This window comes from Gordonia amicalis (assembly GCF_022059885.1).
Classification (GTDB): Bacteria; Actinomycetota; Actinomycetes; order Mycobacteriales; family Mycobacteriaceae; genus Gordonia; species Gordonia amicalis.
This window is the reverse complement of record NZ_CP091855.1, coordinates 566,112-583,034: the sequence shown is the minus strand read 5'-3', so window position 1 is coordinate 583,034 and position 16,923 is coordinate 566,112. Positions and strand designations below refer to the sequence as shown.

At 66.9% G+C, this 16,923-nt stretch carries 16 protein-coding genes; 5 read left to right on the top strand and 11 right to left on the bottom strand.

Annotated features, from left to right (window positions below; translation table 11 throughout):
- Positions 1-17 precede the first annotated feature (17 nt).
- The 3 genes from IHQ52_RS02740 to IHQ52_RS02730 form a co-directional block, all read right to left on the bottom strand.
- Positions 18-425 carry an NADH-quinone oxidoreductase subunit A gene (locus IHQ52_RS02740; RefSeq protein ID WP_006435190.1) on the bottom strand — a complete coding sequence of 136 codons (408 nt, stop codon included), beginning with the start codon at positions 423-425 and terminating at the stop codon, positions 18-20.
- Between the two features lie 161 nt (positions 426-586).
- The gene (locus tag IHQ52_RS02735) at positions 587-997 is read right to left on the bottom strand and encodes a hypothetical protein (RefSeq protein ID WP_238064069.1); all 411 of its coding nucleotides are present in this window, start codon (positions 995-997) and stop codon (positions 587-589) included.
- 97 nt (positions 998-1,094) lie between these two features.
- Positions 1,095-2,171 carry a D-alanine--D-alanine ligase family protein gene (locus IHQ52_RS02730; protein WP_238064068.1) on the bottom strand — a complete coding sequence of 359 codons (1,077 nt, stop codon included), beginning with the start codon at positions 2,169-2,171 and terminating at the stop codon, positions 1,095-1,097.
- A gap of 345 nt (positions 2,172-2,516) precedes the next feature.
- Between IHQ52_RS02730 and IHQ52_RS02725 the strand changes: the two genes are divergently transcribed.
- On the top strand, positions 2,517-3,830 hold the full coding sequence (locus tag IHQ52_RS02725; RefSeq protein WP_238064067.1) for a UDP-N-acetylmuramoyl-tripeptide--D-alanyl-D-alanine ligase: 1,314 nt from the start codon (positions 2,517-2,519) through the stop codon (positions 3,828-3,830).
- Between the two features lie 19 nt (positions 3,831-3,849).
- Here IHQ52_RS02725 and IHQ52_RS02720 read toward each other — a convergent pair whose 3' ends face one another.
- The 6 genes from IHQ52_RS02720 to IHQ52_RS02695 all read right to left on the bottom strand — a co-directional run bounded on the left by IHQ52_RS02720 (position 3,850) and on the right by IHQ52_RS02695 (position 10,199).
- Entirely contained in the window at positions 3,850-4,896 is a 1,047-nt protein-coding gene (locus tag IHQ52_RS02720; RefSeq protein WP_238064066.1) for an AraC family transcriptional regulator, read from the bottom strand.
- A 67-nt stretch (positions 4,897-4,963) separates the two neighbouring features.
- Positions 4,964-5,638, bottom strand: a complete 675-nt coding sequence (locus tag IHQ52_RS02715) for a hypothetical protein (protein ID WP_238064065.1) — start codon at positions 5,636-5,638, stop codon at positions 4,964-4,966.
- Between the two features lie 92 nt (positions 5,639-5,730).
- Entirely contained in the window at positions 5,731-7,140 is a 1,410-nt protein-coding gene (gene gad / locus IHQ52_RS02710; protein WP_238064064.1) for a glutamate decarboxylase, read from the bottom strand.
- 111 nt (positions 7,141-7,251) lie between these two features.
- Positions 7,252-9,216: a YhgE/Pip domain-containing protein gene (locus tag IHQ52_RS02705; RefSeq protein ID WP_238064063.1), complete on the bottom strand. Its 1,965-nt coding sequence runs from the start codon at positions 9,214-9,216 to the stop codon at positions 7,252-7,254.
- A 5-nt stretch (positions 9,217-9,221) separates the two neighbouring features.
- Positions 9,222-9,953: an ATP-binding cassette domain-containing protein gene (locus tag IHQ52_RS02700; protein WP_238064264.1), complete on the bottom strand. Its 732-nt coding sequence runs from the start codon at positions 9,951-9,953 to the stop codon at positions 9,222-9,224.
- A gap of 108 nt (positions 9,954-10,061) precedes the next feature.
- The gene (locus IHQ52_RS02695) at positions 10,062-10,199 is read right to left on the bottom strand and encodes a hypothetical protein (RefSeq protein ID WP_238064062.1); all 138 of its coding nucleotides are present in this window, start codon (positions 10,197-10,199) and stop codon (positions 10,062-10,064) included.
- 434 nt (positions 10,200-10,633) lie between these two features.
- On the opposite strand from IHQ52_RS02695, the gene IHQ52_RS02690 reads away from it, so the two are divergent.
- On the top strand, positions 10,634-11,449 hold the full coding sequence (locus tag IHQ52_RS02690) for a tyrosine-protein phosphatase (protein WP_238064061.1): 816 nt from the start codon (positions 10,634-10,636) through the stop codon (positions 11,447-11,449).
- 25 nt (positions 11,450-11,474) lie between these two features.
- Here the strand turns inward: IHQ52_RS02690 and IHQ52_RS02685 are convergent, their stop codons facing one another.
- Positions 11,475-12,272, bottom strand: a complete 798-nt coding sequence (locus IHQ52_RS02685; RefSeq protein WP_420871223.1) for a MerR family transcriptional regulator — start codon at positions 12,270-12,272, stop codon at positions 11,475-11,477.
- 60 nt (positions 12,273-12,332) lie between these two features.
- Positions 12,333-12,842, bottom strand: coding sequence for a hypothetical protein (locus IHQ52_RS02680; RefSeq protein WP_006435178.1), 510 nt, complete (start codon positions 12,840-12,842; stop codon positions 12,333-12,335).
- 117 nt (positions 12,843-12,959) lie between these two features.
- Here IHQ52_RS02680 and tgt point away from each other — a divergent pair, with 117 nt between their 5' ends.
- The 3 genes from tgt (at position 12,960) to IHQ52_RS02665 (ending at position 16,921) form a co-directional block, all read left to right on the top strand.
- Positions 12,960-14,219, top strand: a complete 1,260-nt coding sequence (tgt, locus tag IHQ52_RS02675; protein WP_006435177.1) for a tRNA guanosine(34) transglycosylase Tgt — start codon at positions 12,960-12,962, stop codon at positions 14,217-14,219.
- Between the two features lie 271 nt (positions 14,220-14,490).
- Complete coding sequence (locus IHQ52_RS02670; protein WP_024499604.1) at positions 14,491-15,918, top strand: hemolysin family protein; 1,428 nt, start codon at positions 14,491-14,493, stop codon at positions 15,916-15,918.
- Positions 15,911-16,921: a hemolysin family protein gene (locus IHQ52_RS02665; RefSeq protein ID WP_006435175.1), complete on the top strand. Its 1,011-nt coding sequence runs from the start codon at positions 15,911-15,913 to the stop codon at positions 16,919-16,921. Before IHQ52_RS02670 ends, IHQ52_RS02665 begins: the two co-directional genes overlap by 8 nt.
- Positions 16,922-16,923 lie beyond the last annotated feature (2 nt).

Genomic DNA, 16,923 nt, shown 5'->3' with positions numbered 1-16,923 from the left:
GACCGGGTGAAAAGTCCTCAGTCCCAGCTCAGTCCGCCGCGGCGCCATTCATAGGCGTAGGCGACCGAGACGTTGACGATGAACAAGAGCATGGCCGCGAGGCCGAACCAGCCGAAGGAGTCGAAGGCGACGGCCCAGGGGTAGAGGAAGACGATCTCGATGTCGAAGATGATGAACAGCATCGCGGTGAGGTAGTACTTGACCGGCACCCGCTGGATCGGGCCGGTGAAGGTGGGGCCGGCGCCTCCGCGACGGGAGGCGGGAGTCAGGAGACTCTGTCCCACCGGTTCGATGCCGCACTCGTACGCCTCGAGTTTGGCGCGGTTGTACCGTTTCGGACCGATCGCGACGCCGATGAAGACGCTGAAAACGGCAAACGCCACGCCGATTGCCCCGAGGATCATGATCGGGACGTAGGCGTTCAAAGCGTGGACTCCTCCTCGCTCCGGGCGGCCGGAAAACACCTGGTGGGCGGCTCCGGCTCGGCGATTGTCCTGCCCGTGTCGGGGGTTCGGATCGGAACCTCCGGACGCGGTTGTGAGCTACACCACAAGCCTAGGTGTTCGTCCCGCGGGAGTCACCTGTTTCAGACAGTTCGGCGTTTCTCGACCATCTCGACGAAGGCCTGCGGAAGCGCGAGAGGGTCGACCGGGAGTGACGCGACGGCATCGGCCCGCGACCATTCGGCGAGCCAGCGGTCGTCGGCGCGGCCGAGCAGCACCAGGACGGGAGGGCTGGGGTCGAGTTCGTCCTTCATCTGCTTGGCGATCCCCATCCCGCCTGCCGGGGATGCCTCGCCGTCGGCGATCACCGCGTCGACCACGCCGGCGTCGAGCTGGGCGAACACCATTGGAGCCGTGGCGACTTCGATGAAGCTGAGTTCGGGGATGCTCTGGGACGGCCTGGTGCCGAGTGCACCGATGACCTGGGCCCGGGTCTCGGAATCGTCCGAATAGACCAGCACGCGCAGCGACCGGGCAGCCTGGGTGGGGGTCACGCGTGCGATGCTACCGCCGTTCGACGCCGGGTTCGGGTGACTTGGCCCGCGCGTCGGCCGTCGGTGCCGTGCGGTCCGGCACGGCCGGACGGGCAGCTCAGTGTTCGGTCGAGAACCCGACGCGCCGCCGGTGGACCTCGAGCGCGAAGGTGACGAGCTGGTCGATGAGGTCGGGGTAGGACACTCCGGTGGCCTCCCACAGCTTCGGGTACATCGAGCCGGGCGTGAACCCGGGGATGGTGTTGACCTCGTTGAGCAGCCACCCTCGCCCGGCTGCCTCGTAGAAGAAGTCCACCCGCGCCATGCCGGTGCATCGCATCGCCGTGAACGTCCGGGCGGCGAGCTCCCTGACCTCGGCGATCGCGTCGTCCGGCAGTACCGCGGGGATGACGAGCCGGGCGGCGCCGGTGACGTACTTGTCCTCGTAGTCGTAGAACTCGCTGCCCGGTTCGATCTCACCGGGCACCGAGGTCTCGGGCGCCGTGTCGCCGAGGACGGCGACCTCGATCTCGCGACCGGTGATGTTCTCCTCGATGATCACCACGTCGTCGTAGCGGAGGGCCAGGTTGATGGCGGAGTCCAACTCGCGCTCGTCGTGCGCCTTGGTGATGCCGACCGACGATCCGAGGTTCGCAGGCTTCACGAACACCGGGAGTCCGAGCTCGTCGACGGCCCGCGAGACGATGGTGTCCGGGTCGTCGACGCCGTCGCGGAACTCGACCCAGCGGCACTGCGGGATGCCGGCCTGCGCAGCGACGATCTTCGCCATCGCCTTGTCCATGCACACCGCAGACGAGAGCACCCCGGCGCCGACGTACGGCAGCTTGAACAGTTCGAGCATCCCCTGCATGGTGCCGTCCTCGCCGTGCGGACCATGCAGCAGCGGCAGCACGACGGTGATCGCCTCGTCGGCGTGACCGCGGAGTTCGGCCAGCGGGTCGACGACGGTGCCCGCCACCTCCAGGACGTCGGGGAGCTCCGTGCCGTCGGCGATCGCGGCGATCGCCTTGTCGTTCCGCAGCCAGGTGCCGTCCTTGGCGATGCCGATGGGGACCAGGTCGTATTTCGCCCGGTCGGCGGCGGCGAGCACGTGCGCGGCTGTGACCCGTGACACATCGTGTTCGGCGGAGACCCCGCCGTAGAGGACGACCAGACGCAGGAGCCGCGAAGACATGCATGTCACGATACGGCCCCGGTCCACCGAGTTCTCGGGGTGGAGTGGCCGGTTGTGGATTTCGACACGGCTCCTCGCTGCGCTCGTCGCCGGCTCAACCGGCGAGGACGCACGGCTCCTCGCTGCGCTCGTCGCCTGCTCAACCGGCGAGGACGCACGGCCACTCGCTGCGCTCGTCGCCTGCTCAACCGGCGAGGACGCACGGCCACTCGCTGCGCTCGTCGCCGGCTCAACCCCTCTGCCGGCCGAGCCGCGACGACCGAGCGCAGCGAGGACGCCGCGTGTCGAGGTCAGCACCGAGGCGGCTCGGGGAATCGGACACCGCCCGTCGGCTAGCGTGAGGTCGTGCATTTCTTGGCGAGTGAGATCGCGGCTTCGGTCGGTGGCGAGTTGATCGGTCCCGACGTGCAGATCGACGGGGCGAGCATCGACTCGCGCAGCGTCCGGCCGGGGCAGCTGTTCGTGCCGATCGTCGCCGAACGCGACGGCCACGACTTCATCCCGGCGGCCCTCGAAAGCGGCGCGGCGGCCTACTTCACCTCGCAGGACGAGGCCACCCGCGGCACCGCCATCAGGGTCCCGGACACCGCGCTCGCGCTCGCCGACCTCGGTCGCGCGGTCCGCCGCCGCATTCCCGACCGCGTCGTCGGGATCACCGGGTCGGTCGGTAAGACCTCCACGAAGGACCTCCTCGCCGGCGTGCTGCAGACCACCTATCGGACCGCGGCGAGTGAGAAATCCTTCAACAACGAGCTGGGACTCCCGCTGACGCTCGCCGGCGCCGCCGACGACGTCGAGGCCGTCGTCCTCGAGATGGGTGCCCGCGGGATCGGCCACATCGACTTACTGTGCTCCATCGCGAGGCCGACCGTCGGCGTCATCACCCGCGTGGAAGGCGTGCATCTGGAACTCTTCGGGGACATCGAGTCGGTGGCCCGCGCGAAGGGCGAGCTGGTCGAGTCCCTTCCGGCCGACGGGATCGCCGTTCTGAACGCCGACCACCGTTATGTGGCGGCGATGGCGGACCGCACCTCGGCCCGGGTGTTGCGGTACGGCCTGTCATCTGATGCCGACGTATACGCCTCGGACATCGTCGTCGACGACGAGCTGCGGGCATCCTTCCGACTGCACACGCCGTGGGGTTCCACCGACGTGCGACTGGGGGCGCGGGGTGAGCACCAGGTTCCCAATGCGCTCGCGGCGGCCGCCGCCGGGGGCGGCCTCGGAGTGGTGATCGAGGACATCGCGAGTGGTCTGTCGGCAGCTGGATTGTCCGGTCTGCGAATGGAACTCGCCAAGACCTCGGACGGCGCGACGGTGCTGAACGACGCCTACAACGCGAACCCGACGTCGATGTCGGCGGCGCTGAAGTCGCTCGCCGCGCTACCGGCGGGACGACGCGTCGCGGTCCTCGGCACGATGGCCGAACTCGGCGCGGATTCGCCCGAGCAGCACCTCGCGATCGCGCTGGAGGCACGCGAGCTCGGCATCGAGGTCATCGCGGTCGACGAACCGAACTACGGCGACACCGCGCGCCACACCTCCGGCGTCGACGAGGCAATTGCCGCGCTCGGCGACCTCGCCGGGGGAGATGCGGTGCTGGTCAAGGGGAGTCGCGTCGCCGCTCTGGAGCGGGTGGCCCAAGCACTGCTGCGCTGAGATCCGCCTCAGCCGTCGCTCACGCGCGGTCCGAGGATCCCGACGCCTCGTTCTCGGCGGCGGCACGGGCGCGATACTCGCTCGGTCCGAGCCCGAGTTCGGCTCGGAAGCGGTTGCGCATCGTGGGACTCGACGGGAAGCCGGAGATCCGCGCCACCTCGGAAACCGCCAAGTCGGGACGGGTTCGGAGGAGCTCGCAGGCGGTCTTCAGCCTACGGTCGGCGATACGCGCGGCCAGCGAGTCCTCGGTGTCCTCGAAGTGCCGGTACAGCTGACGACGGCTGATGTGCAGGTAGCGGGCGATCGTGTTCGGCGTGAACGACGGGTCGCGGTGATGACGCTCGATGAGGTCGGAGACCGCCTCACGCACGAAGAGCGCGTTGTCGGTGATCTGCCGATTGTCGTAGTCGAGCTGTCCGAGCGCAGCGCGTACCAGTTCGATGGCGGCCATCTCGGTGTCCGGATCCGGCTCGGAGACGCCGACCGCGGTGTCCGACGCGAACTGCAGGATGAACGACGCGGTGGCGCGTGCCAACAGTGTGTGAGAGGCCACCGGCCGGCGTGCTCGTTCGGCGATACGGCGCTGGTTCCCCAGGAGTTCGAGCGGGATCACCAGCCCGGCCGGGTCATTGATCTCGAAGGTCCGCTCGAGATACGGCGACGCGTTGCTGACGAAGGCCAGTTGACCTGCCCCGTAGGCGAAATCGCGCGACCCCTGCCGGATGAAGTGCCTGCCCTCCAGGGTGTGCACCCCGATCACGAGGTCCTCGGAGGGCTGCTCGTCGATGAGGCGCGGGTTCCGCGAAACCTGCACCGGGGTGTGGAGGCTGCAGAACGTGCCGATCATCGACAGCTGACGAACGTACATCAGCGAATCGAAGGAGTCGGGGTCGTCGGTGTGCACCTCGACGTGCTGCCCGTAGTGGCGCATACCCTCAGGGCCGCTGAGCCGGATCGGTTCGGGTTGGATCATGCTGCGGTGGACGCCGACTCGGCGCTCCCACGTTTCGATCATCTGCTCCGGCAATGGAAGCGGCGAGACGTTGTCGCGGTACAACTCGGTCATCGTCGGCTCCCCGATGCGGGAGCGCCGTGGCCGGGACAGGGCGATCGCCGGTGTGTGTGCGTCGAGGTCATACCGACCCACTCGAAGTGCTGCGGTCCCACGCCGGCAGGACCAGCAAGGACGTCAGGAAGAAGCAGATCGCACCGATGAACGTCCCGACATTCGCCAGGCTCGTATCGACGGTGACGCCGGCCTCGGAGATGTAGGAGCCGACGGCGGCCGCCCCGAACGCGATACAGCCGAGGAGGTTGATCTGGACCGACCACCAGGCGCGGGCGCCGGGATCGAACCAGCGATGTGCATGCCGGTAACCGCGGACTGCCAGGAAGCCGCTGACGAGGAAGCCGATGGACCCGCCTGCATCCGGCGCCCAGACCAGATCACGTTGTGAGACAACGGCGTGCGCTGTCAGCGCGGCGGCGGTGCTGACGTTGAACAGCACCGTGCCCAGCGATTGGGTTGCGGCCGAGAGCCAGTCGGCCCGCACCATGACGCCGTTCCCGTAGTCGACGCGGGTGGTCACGGGTCCGCTGAGCAAGAGCTGGAAAAGGCCTGCGGCGGTGAAGAACCAAGCACCGATGAAGTAGCAGATGTTGACGGTCGACGCACCGGCCCAGGTACCGAAACCGGGCGCTGAGCCGAGGGCGAACAACGCCGATCCGATCATGAAGCCCCAGCACTGTTTGTTCAGTGTCGGGATGAAGATCTCGCTGCGCCTGGGGGATGACGCGGCAATGCTCATTTTCTACCTGTCTGTGTATGCGACGACGCGTCCCCGGCCTGGAAGGGGATTCCAGGCCGGGGACACATCTGGTTCGCGAAGGATCTGGCCGATCAGTGATGGAAGTGCGAGCGCTCGCCCTCGGCAGGCATCGGGCCCTCGAGACGATCGAGGAACTCGACCTCGGTCTGGATGTCCGCGATCAGGGCGCGGGCGAGGTCGTGGCTGAGGCCGGCGCGGACCACGATGCGCTGGACGGTCAGGTCGGCGAGATCGTCGGCCATCGGGTAGGCGGGGACCAGCCAACCCTTCATGCGCAGGCGATCCGACAGGTCGTACAGGTTCCAGTTGTCGGTGTGACCGGACTTCAGGCGCCACGCGAACACCGGAATGGTGTCACCCTTGCTGACGAGCTCGAAGGCGTCGATCCCGGCGATCTGCGATGACAGCCACTGCGCGACGTCGAGCGAACCCTGTTGCACCTGGCGGTAGCCCTCACGGCCGAGACGCAGGAACTGGTAGTACTGCAGCAGCACCTGGGCGCCGGGACGAGAGAAGTTCAGCGCCAGGGTGGGCATGTCGCCACCGAGGTAGCTGCAGTGGAAGACCATGCTCTCCGGCAGGGCCTCGGTGTCGCGCCACACGATCCAGCCGACGCCGGGATAGACGAGACCGAACTTGTGGCCGGAGGTGTTGATCGAGACGACGCGCTCGACGCGGAAGTCCCACTCGAGGTCGGGCTGGCAGAACGGTGCGATCATCGCCCCCGACGCGCCGTCGACGTGGATCTTCACGTCCAGGCCGGTGTCGGCCTGGATCTGGTCGAGCTTGGCGGCGATCTCCTTCACCGGCTCGTACATGCCGGTGTAGGTCTGACCCATGATCGCGACGACGCCGATGGTGTTCTCGTCGACGTACTTCTCGAGCTCGTGGCCGTCGAGGACCATGTGCTCCGGGCTGATCGGCACCCAGCGCGGCTCGACCTCGAAGTAGTTGCAGAACTTCTCCCAGCACACCTGGACCGCGGTGGAGAGCACCAGGTTCGGCTTCTCGGTGGACTTGCCCTCGGCCTTGCGGCGGGCCTGCCAGTGACGCTTGAGCGCCAGGCCGCCGAGCATGCAGGCCTCCGACGAACCGATGGTCGAGGTGCCGATGGCGTTGTCGACGTTCGGGTTGTGCCACAGGTCGGCGAGGATCTTCCAGCAGCGGTCCTCGATGGCGGCCGTCTGGGGGTACTCGTCCTTGTCGATCATGTTCTTGTCGACGGTCTCGGAGTACAGCTTCTTCGCCTCGCCGTCCATCCAGGTCGAGACGAAGGTCGCGAGGTTCAGGCGGGCGTTGCCGTCGAGCATCGCCTCGTCGTGGACGATCTGGTAGGCGGTCTCCGGCAACAGCATGCCGTCGGCCAGTGAGAACTTCGGCAGATCGGTGGCCTCACCCGGGCGGGTGAAGACGGTTCGCAGGTTCAGGTTGTCGCCGATGTTGGTGGTCGTTCGGGCGTGAGATGTCTTGTGATGTGTCATGTATTCCTCCTGGTGTTCAGATGCTAAGGCGCTCGATACCGGAAACGGGGCGGTTGAAGCGATCTACTCGGGGTAGACGACAGTCACGGGGGCTTGTCTGTCTCGACCTCCCTAGACTTCCACCGGCGGATACAGGCGGTCCATCGTGTACTGGCGGTTCCGGCGCGCGGCCCACGACGAGATGAGTAGGCAGCCCACCGTGATACCGCTGAGGACGCCGATGGCGAGCCACAATCGGTAGTCGATGCCGCCGACCGTGAGTTGTCGGAGCCCCTCCACCGTGTAGGTCATCGGGTCTATGTAGTGGATGTACTGGAATGGTGTGGCCGTGGTCGGCACGGGATAGATGCCGCCCGCAGAGACCAGCTGGATCATCAGGAATGCCAGTGTCACAACACGTCCGACCGCGACGTCGAATACGGCGTTGAACATCTGGATCATCGCCATGAAGGTCGCGACCACCAGCAACAGGTACACGAAGGTCCATATCGGGTACTCGGCGCGGAGTCCGACGGCGAAGGTGACCACGGTGTACAGGACGGTCGCCTGGATGAAGCCGATGGCGAATGCCGGTGCGTACGAGGCCAACACGACGCGCAGCGACGAGAAGCCCTGGACGATCGGACGGGACTGCAACGGCGTCAGCAGCATCCAGGTGATGATGCCGCCGACGAACAGTGCCAGGGACATGAAGAACGGGGCGAAGCCGGTACCGAAGGTCGGGGCCTCGTGGGTGTAGTCCTCCTGCAACGAGACGGGCTGCGCCAGCGTCGTGGCGATTTCCTTCTTCTGCTCGCTGCTCCAGGACGGGATGGCCTTGACGCCCTCGTCCAGACCCGATGCCAGTTCGGCCGACCCCGCGGCCAATTGCTCGGTGCCGCCGGCGAGTTGGTCGGCGCCCGCGCTCAGCTCACCGAGACCGGTGCTGAGTTCGGCGGAACCGCTCTTCAATTCGTTGGCGGCGCCGCGTGCGGCGATGATGTCGTTGCGCAAGCCGCCGTCCTCGACCAGGGTGAGCCCGAGTCGGAGGGGGCTGTTCGGATTGCCGAGCTGCTGAGAGAGCAGCGTGGCATCGCTGTTCAGCTGGGTGAGCTGATTGTTCGCATCCGGTCCGAGACCGTTGGTGCGCAGGAACTGCCGCGCCGGGTTGAGGGCTTCGGCGAGACCACGCATCGCAGGGTCCGAGGAGGCGCCGAGCCGGGCGATGACCGACTCCAGTCCCTTGCTGGCCTGCGATTGCTGATTCGCCGCGGCGGTGAGTTCGTTCGATGCGGCTCCGGCGTTGCGGGCCAGGCGATCTGCGGCTGCATTTACCTCCGCGGCGGTGAGGCCGGTCTGATCCCCGTTGCCGATCGCCGCGAGCAGCGGGTCGGTCGCGCGGAGCAGTGCGGAGTCGAGTTCACCGAGACCACTCGCGAGCTCGGCAGCACCGTTCTTCGCAGTCACGAGGTTGGTGGCGATCTCCTGAGCACCCGTGTTGGCGGTCTTCAGGCCGGCGGCCAGTTCGTTCGCGCCGTCTGCCGCGGTGGTCAGCTTGCCCGCGACGGTTCCCACGTCGTTGAGGACGATGTCGAAGGTCTGGGCCCCGACCTGTGCACTGACCTTGTTGACGACCTGCTGTGCGGCGTCCTGGCCGATGATCGTCGCCAGGTAGTTGTTGGCGTCGTTGTAGGTGAACACCAGCGGCGCCGAGCGCGGCTTGTCGCTCGTGGGTGACGCGATCGCCGAACTGAAGTCGGCGGGCAGGGTGATCGAGAAGTAGTACTTGCCGTGCGCGACACCGTCGGCCGCCTCGGCGGCGGACACCTCGTGCAGATCGAGCTGCTTGGACTCGATCAGCCCCGCGGCGACCTGGGCGCCGGCGTCGAGCTTCTGTCCCTCGACGACCGCGCCGGTGTCCTCGTTCACGAGCGCGACCGGGATCTTGTCGGCGGCGGCGAACGGATTCCAGAAGGCCCACAGGTACATCGCGCCGTACAGGAGCGGCATGAGCATGATGACCACGAGCGCCAGCCGGGGCATCCGACCCCGGTAGTAGCGCTTGATGTCGCTGCCCGGCGAGAATGCGGCAAACATGTTCTCTACGTCCGATCTTCGTGCTCGAGGCCGACGAACTGGCCATCTGTGAGGTTGTGGACACCGATGACGTCACGAACACCGCCGGCCGGGGACACGGCGTTGATGTCGGCGGTGATCACGGTCTGGGTGCGGCCCAGGTCCACGAGACGGTCCATCAGGTGAAGCTGGTTCTGGCTTCGCGTCAGGTTGTCCACCCCGCCGACGACCAGCAGCGGCGGACGTCGCAGGTTGCCCACCGCGATACGGAAGAGGGCAGCGGTCAGCTCGGGGAGTTCTTCGACGAACGACTCCATCGCGGGCAGGGGGTACGGGCCGAAGACGGGTCGGCAGATGCGCTCGAGGTCTTCCTCGACCGCAGGCGTGACCCACTTGTACCAAGGTGCTGACCACCGGATCTGCTCGGTGATGACGTCGCTGACGCGAATGGTCTGTTCGATGTCGTCGACCTCGTCGATCCATGCCACCGCAGCGTTCTTGAACAGATGGTGGGCGTCGTTCGAGCGGTCGAAGGCGACCAACTCGCCTGTCGTCGGGCGCATGCGACCCGCCAGCGTGAGCAACAATGCAGTTCGGCCACGGCCCTCCGGCCCGGCGAGGACGGTGACTCCGCCGGTTCGGACCCGGAGGTCGACCGGACCGTAGATGTGGCCCCAGGAAGCGTCCACGGAGAGGTCGCGGGCTTCGATCAGGGTTGCGTCAGTGGGGGTGCCGCCAGGCTCCGGGGCGTCACGCATCGCTGCCGCCCGATCCGAAGACCACATCGTCCAACTTTCTCTTGGGGGTCGGTACAACCGACTTGCCTGCCGTACCGCCGGAAGGCGGTACGACAGGCAGGGGCTGAATCAGAGGTTCTCGAAGATCCGCTCGGCGTTGCCCTCGGTCAGTGGGTCGGTGCCGTCGATCAGTCCTTCGGACGGCCGGTCGAATACCCGTATATTTCGGATGATTGCGCGACCGTGAACCGCCACTTTGCTGGACATGAATGGGAACTTAGCCCAGGAATATCCGGCTTTTCAATGCGGCCGCTCAGGCCGTCGTGGAGGATCATGGCACGAAATTTTCCTGGACGGCCTGTAACGCCGCAGAGGTTCGGATATCACTGCCCGCTACCTCCCGCGAACAGCACCTTTGGGGTGATCGGGGGTAATCCTCATGATGTGACCGGAATCGCATGGGCTGCGCTTTTGTTGTGCATTTTCCCAGGGAAGAGAAAGGTCATCTCTGAGTCATCTCCTAAGACGGCACGATCTTTCTGTTACTCACGGGTATCGGTAAACCGACGGCCAACTCCTCGTCGACCCAACGTCATCAGAGTGCCTCACGGGATCGTCGGTAGGAGTTTTTTGGCACAGATTGAACACGCGTGGCATTCGTCGCCGAAGACCGATCGGATTGGGCTGTCAGAATCTCTTTCATGACAGATCTCACCCATGGTCATGCCGTGGCGCTCGCCACTGTGCCGAATCTCCGGGACCTCGGTGGTTGGACGACTGCCGACGGACGCCGGGTGCGGGCCGGCCTGGTGTTCCGGTCCACCGAGCTGCACCGTCTGGCCGGGGATGACCTGGCCGAGTTCGACGAGTTGGGGATCACGGCCGTCTACGACTTCCGTACCGCTGCCGAGCGGGACGCTGCACCCGACCCGGACCTGCCGGGCGTCACCGACACCCACCTCGACGTCCTGGCCGACTCGTCGACCGCGATGCCGGCCCGTCTCAACGAAGTGTTCGCCGACCCGGCGATGGTCGCCCAGGCCAACAAAGCCCTCGGCGGTGGGCAGGCCGAAGCGATGATGGCGGGTACCTATCGGCAGATCGTGAACCTACCGAGTGCCCGTACGTCCTACCGGAAGTTCTTCGAGGCCCTGGCCGAGCCGGCCGGACCCGGGGCGGCACTGTTCCACTGCACGACCGGCAAGGACCGCACCGGCTGGGGCGCCGCGACGTTCCTCACGGTGCTCGGCGTCGGTCGCGACGAGGTGTTCGAGGACTACCTGCTCACCAACGACGAACTGATCCCGGCACTGCATCCGGTCTTCGCGTCATTCGAGAAGGCCGGCGGTGATCCGGACATCCTGTCGGCGATTCTCGGCGTCCGGCGGCAGTACCTCGAGGATGCGTTCGACGAGATGACCGCCGAGTACGGCGACGTCGAGGGCTACTTCCGCGACGGGCTGGGCCTGGATCCCGCTGTCCCGGAGACACTTCGGACGCGTTATCTGGACCAGTGACACCGATGCCGGGCCGGCGCCGCGATCAGATGTGTTTCGCGGCGTTGGTCCGGATGACCTCACGCAGATAGACGGCCAGCCCGGGTGCCTGTTCGTCGTAGTGCGCGGTGAAGCGCGGGTCGGCGACGTACATGTCGGCGAGTCCGACGTGCATCTCGTGCGAGCAGTCGTAGAACCGCCCGATCTGGGCACGGTGTTCCTCGGCGAGCGCGTCGGCTTCGGCAGATCCGGGTGTCAGTCCCTGGAGCATCGCGTCGGCAAGGCGCCGTTCGAGGTCATCGGTCTCGGCCTTGATGTTGCGCCAGTCCTCCTTCGAGAACCGGGCGACGCGTTTCCGGCTCTCCTGCCACGCATCGGTCTCGCCCCACCGTTGTTCGGCCTCCGCGCTGTACTCTTCGCCGCGCCAGTCGTCGCCGAAGATCTCTCGCTGCTCGGCCGCGGACAGTTGGATTCCGCGTTTCTTCGTGGTCATCATCTCCTCCACCGCTACGACCATCCGGTGCAAGCGATCGATCCGGTCGGTGAGCAGCGCGTGCTGCGTCCGGAGCTGATGCAGTTCGTCCGCATCGGGATCGTCGAGCAGGGTCGCTATCCGCTCGAGTGAGAAGCCCAGTTCGCAGTAGGTCAGGACACGGTAGAGCCGTTCGACGTCGGTGTCGTCGTAGACGCGGTATCCGGCCGTCGTGCGGCGCGACGGTGTCACCAGCCCGATCTGGTCGTAGTGGTGCAGCGTGCGCACGCTGACCCCGACCATCCCCGCGACGGCGCCCACGGTCAGGCCCGGTGGATGATCGCGCTGCGGGTGACGCTTCTCTTCACTCACATGGGCAACCTTGGGGTCTGACGTCGCGTGAGGGTCAAGCCGTCCGGCGAGCGGGTCGGGTCAGGGCGCGAAACCGATGACGGTGGTGTCCTTCTGACAGGCGGCGAGCACGCCCTGCAACTGCGACGGTCCGCATGTCCAGCCGGAGACCGACTGCTGAGTGCCGCTGACGATCTTGGGGCCGTACTCGCCGCCGATCGTCTTCGCCTGGTCGCAATCGACGTCGCCGGCGAGGATCAGAACACGTAGTGCGCCGTCCGGCCCGGGGATGGTGCCGCAGGTGGCGCCGGGGCCGCTCCGGGCGGAATCGTCCGCGTCGGCGCGCGGTGTGACGGATTCGGCACGGGTCGACGCGGGCTTGCGGCCGGCGACCACGGGGGCCGAGGTCGACGGAGCGTCGGCTGGTTGCTCCGCCGCGGGCGCCGCGCTGTTCCCGGCGGTCGCAGACGTGTCGGTGACGTCCTGCTCCTCGCCGCACGCGGACAGCGTGAACAGGGCCAATGACAGGCCGAGAGCGGTGGTGGCGAGCCTGGTCCCGGAGGAGATGGCGCGGCGCGTTCTGCACGACATGGCCCCACCGTATCGAATCGGCGGAACATCGAACCGCGGCGTCCTCGCGGCGTCCGACGGGCCCGACGATCGCGCCGCCGGTTTGGGTGGAGGGCGCCGACCTGGGAGGATGCACCGGTGAGCAGTACCGGAACCGAAGTCACCGACCCCGCCTACACCGTCGGAACCACCCTCCCCGGCACCCGGGGCCGTACCGGGGTGATCGCCACCGCGCACGGCGAGATCCAGACCCCCGCCTTCATCCCGGTGGGTACCAAGGCGACCGTGAAGACCGTCCTGCCCGAGTCGGTCTCCGCGCTGGGCGCGCAGGCGGTCCTCGCGAATGCCTACCACCTCTACCTGCAGCCGGGTCCCGAGATCATCGATCAGGCCGGCGGGCTCGGTGCCTTCATGAACTGGCGGGGTCCGACCTACACCGACAGCGGCGGATTCCAGGTCATGTCGCTCGGCGCCGGCTTCAAGAAGGTCATCGCCATGGAGGTCAGCAACCCCGACGACGAGCTCACCGCCAACGGCAAGGAACGGCTCTCGCGCGTCGATGACGACGGCGTGACGTTCAAGTCGCACCTCGACGGCTCGGCCCATCGCTTCACTCCCGAGGTGTCGATGCAGATCCAGCACCAGCTCGGTGCAGACATCATCTTCGCCTTCGATGAGCTCACCACCCTGATGAACACCCGTGCGTACCAGGAGAGCTCGCTCGAGCGCACCCGACTCTGGGCCCTCCGCTGCCTGGTCGAGCACAACCGCCTGAGCGTCGAACGCGCGCACCGTCCCCAGCAGTCGTTGTGGGGCGTGATCCAGGGAGCCCAGTACGAGGACCTGCGGCGCAAGGCTTCACGCGATCTCGTCGCCCTGAGTGAGGCCGATCGTGACGCGGGCGGAAAGGGATTCGGCGGCTACGGCATCGGCGGCGCGCTCGAGAAGCACAACCTCGGCACGATCGTCGGCTGGGTCAACGACGAACTGCCGGAGGATGCGCCGAAGCATCTGCTGGGCATCAGCGAGCCCGACGACATCTTCACCGCGATAGAGAACGGCGTCGACACCTTCGACTGCGTGTCGCCCACGCGCGTCGCCCGAAACGGCGCGATCTACTCGCTCGACGGCCGGTACAACGTGACGAATGCCAAGTATCGCAATGACTTCCGGCAGCTCGACCCCGAGATCGACAACTACACCTCGCAGTACAGCCGGGCCTACCTCCACCACCTGTTCAAGGCGAAGGAGGGGCTCGGTCCGACGCTCGCGACCCTGCACAACGTGTCGTTCATCGTCACACTCGTCGACCGTGCACGTCAGGCGATCGAGAACGGCACCTACGTCGAGTACCGGGACGAATTCCTGCGTCGCTACTACGGGTCGATGCGAGATTGACCCTGTCCGCGGGAGCGCGGTGGGTCACGTCGGGGAACCGTGCGTGACAGTCGTTCGTTGTGTTCCCATCGCAAGCAGTTGCGAGCCACCCCGAAGACTCGGCACCCTGTAGGGGTATTCGAGTACCAGCGAGAGAGACGATGAGACGCGCAAAGCGCCGAAAACGCCGACGACACCCGTCCGCACCCAGTTCCGAACCGAGTTCGGAACGAGCAGCCCCCTGCGAGATCTTCCCCGACGCCCCGGGCGTCGATCCTGATCGGATGGCGACATGCTGACCGTTCTCGGAATCCTCCTGGGAATCCTGGTGGTCCTCGCGATCACGGCCGTGACCGGCTACTTCGTGGCCCAGGAATTCGGCTTCATGGCGGTCGACCGCTCCCGCCTGAAAGCCCGTGCCGAATCCGGTGACGCCGCCGCGAAACGCGCACTCTCCGTCACCCGGCGCACGTCGTTCATGCTTTCCGGAGCCCAACTCGGCATCACCGTCACCGGCCTGCTCGTCGGTTACGTCGCCGAACCCCTGATCGGTTCCGGGGTCGGTGACCTGCTGAACAACGTCGGCATCCCGGTGGGTGTCGGTGTCGCGATCGGCACGGTCATCGCGATCCTGTTCTCCACGGTCGTGCAGATGGTGTTCGGCGAGCTGTTTCCCAAGAACCTGGCGATCGCCCGGCCGGAACCGGTCGCGCTGTGGCTCGCCCGGTCCACCACTATCTATCTGACCGTCTTCGGCTGGTTGATCGCGTTGTTCGACAAGGCCTCGAATCTGCTGCTGCGCGCCCTGCGGATCGAACCGGTCCACGACGTCGAGCACTCGGCGTCGGTCCGCGACCTCGAACACATAGTCGCCGAGTCGCGTGATGCCGGCGAGCTGCCCGAGGACCTGTCCGTGCTGCTCGACCGCGTTCTCGAGTTTCCCACGCGCACAGCCGAACATGCGATGATCCCGCGGCCGCACACCGACCTGGTCGATGCCGGGCTGCCCGCGTCGGAGGTGCTCGATCGGATGAGTACCGGACACACGCGGTACCCGGTGACCGCCGGTACCGACGACGAGGTGCGCGGAGTGGTTCATCTCCACGATCTGCTCGAGTGGTCGTACGCGCTGAAGAAGGAACCCGCCCGGGCCGACCCGTCGGCCACCGCAGGTGATCTGTGCCGCCGGGCCGTCGTGGTCCCGTCGACGCTGCCGCTGCCGGAGGTGCTGGAGAACCTCTCCACCGCAGACGAGGAGATGGCCATCGTCATCGACGAGTACGGCAGTTTCGCCGGCGTGGTGACCGCCGAGGACATCGCCGAGGAACTGGTCGGCGAGATCGACGACGAACACGATCCCGAGAGCATCGCAACGATCGAGGAGACCGCCGACGGCTGGCGCGTCCGGGGCGACGCCCACGTCGACGAGGTCTCCCGCGCGATCGGTTGGGAACTGCCCGAGGGCGATTACGAGACGATCGCCGGACTGGTGATCGCGGAGTTCGTGGGTCTCCCCGCGGTCGGGGAGACGATGGCGATCAGCATCGACCCCGATCCGGCCGCGCTGTTCGACGACGGTGACGCGCCGCCTCGTGTGGTGCGCGTGCAGGTCCTCGAGGTGGAGAAGCATGTGCCGGCCCTGGTGTCGGTGTCGCGCGGGGCCGAAGTGGGCTCCGACGCAGCAGGATCGGATGCCGGACGGGAGGCCGACAATGGATAACCCGTGGATCGTCGCGGTGATCACCGTCGTGCTCATCGCGGCCAGCGCCTTCTTCGTCGCCGTCGAGTTCGCGTTGATCGCTGCCCGACGCCACCGGCTGGAGGACGAGGCCGCGACGAGCGGCAGCGCCCGGGCGGCCCTCCGCAGCGCGTCGGAGCTGTCCGTGTTGCTCGCGGGTTCGCAGCTCGGCATCACCGTCTGCACACTCGCGTTGGGCTCGGTCACGAAACCTGCTGTGCACCATTGGCTCACGCCGCTGTTCGAGAGCTGGGGCCTGCCCTACTGGTCCGCCGACGTCGTCGGCTTCGTGGTGGCGCTCATCATCGTGACCTTCCTGCACCTGGTGGTCGGCGAGATGGCGCCGAAGTCGTGGGCGATCGCGCACCCGGAGCGGTCGGCGATCGTGCTGGCCCTGCCGATGCGTGCGTTCATGTGGGTGACGCGGCCGGTCATCGTGCAGCTCAACCATCTCGCGAACTGGTGCCTGCGGCGCGTGGGTGTCGAACCCGTGGATCAGGTCGCCACCGGCCAGGACAGTGACGCGTTGCGCCATCTGGTCGAGCACTCGGCGACGGTCGGGACACTCGACGAGCGCTATCACGCGCACCTGACCAGCGCGCTTGAACTCGAGTCGCTGTCCCTCGCGGACGTCGTCACGCCCAATGACATCCTGGCGGCGGTGCCGCCGACCGCGAGCGCTGACGAGATCCAGACGGTCGGACGGGTTTCCGGCCACCTGCGTCTGCTGGTTCGTGACGCCGACGGTGGCCCGGTGCACGGCGTCGTGCATGTGCGCGACAGCCTGCGCGCCGAGCCGGGTGCCACGGCCGCCGACCTCATGCGCCCGGTGTTGCGGATCGAATCCGCACAACCGGTCTACGAGGCTCTCGCCGCCATGCGTGAGAGGCGGGCCCACCTCGCCCTGGTGACGGACTCGGGGCGGGCCATCGGACTGATCACCCTCAACGACCTGCTGCAGAGGTTGCTGGCGACGACGGCGTAGCA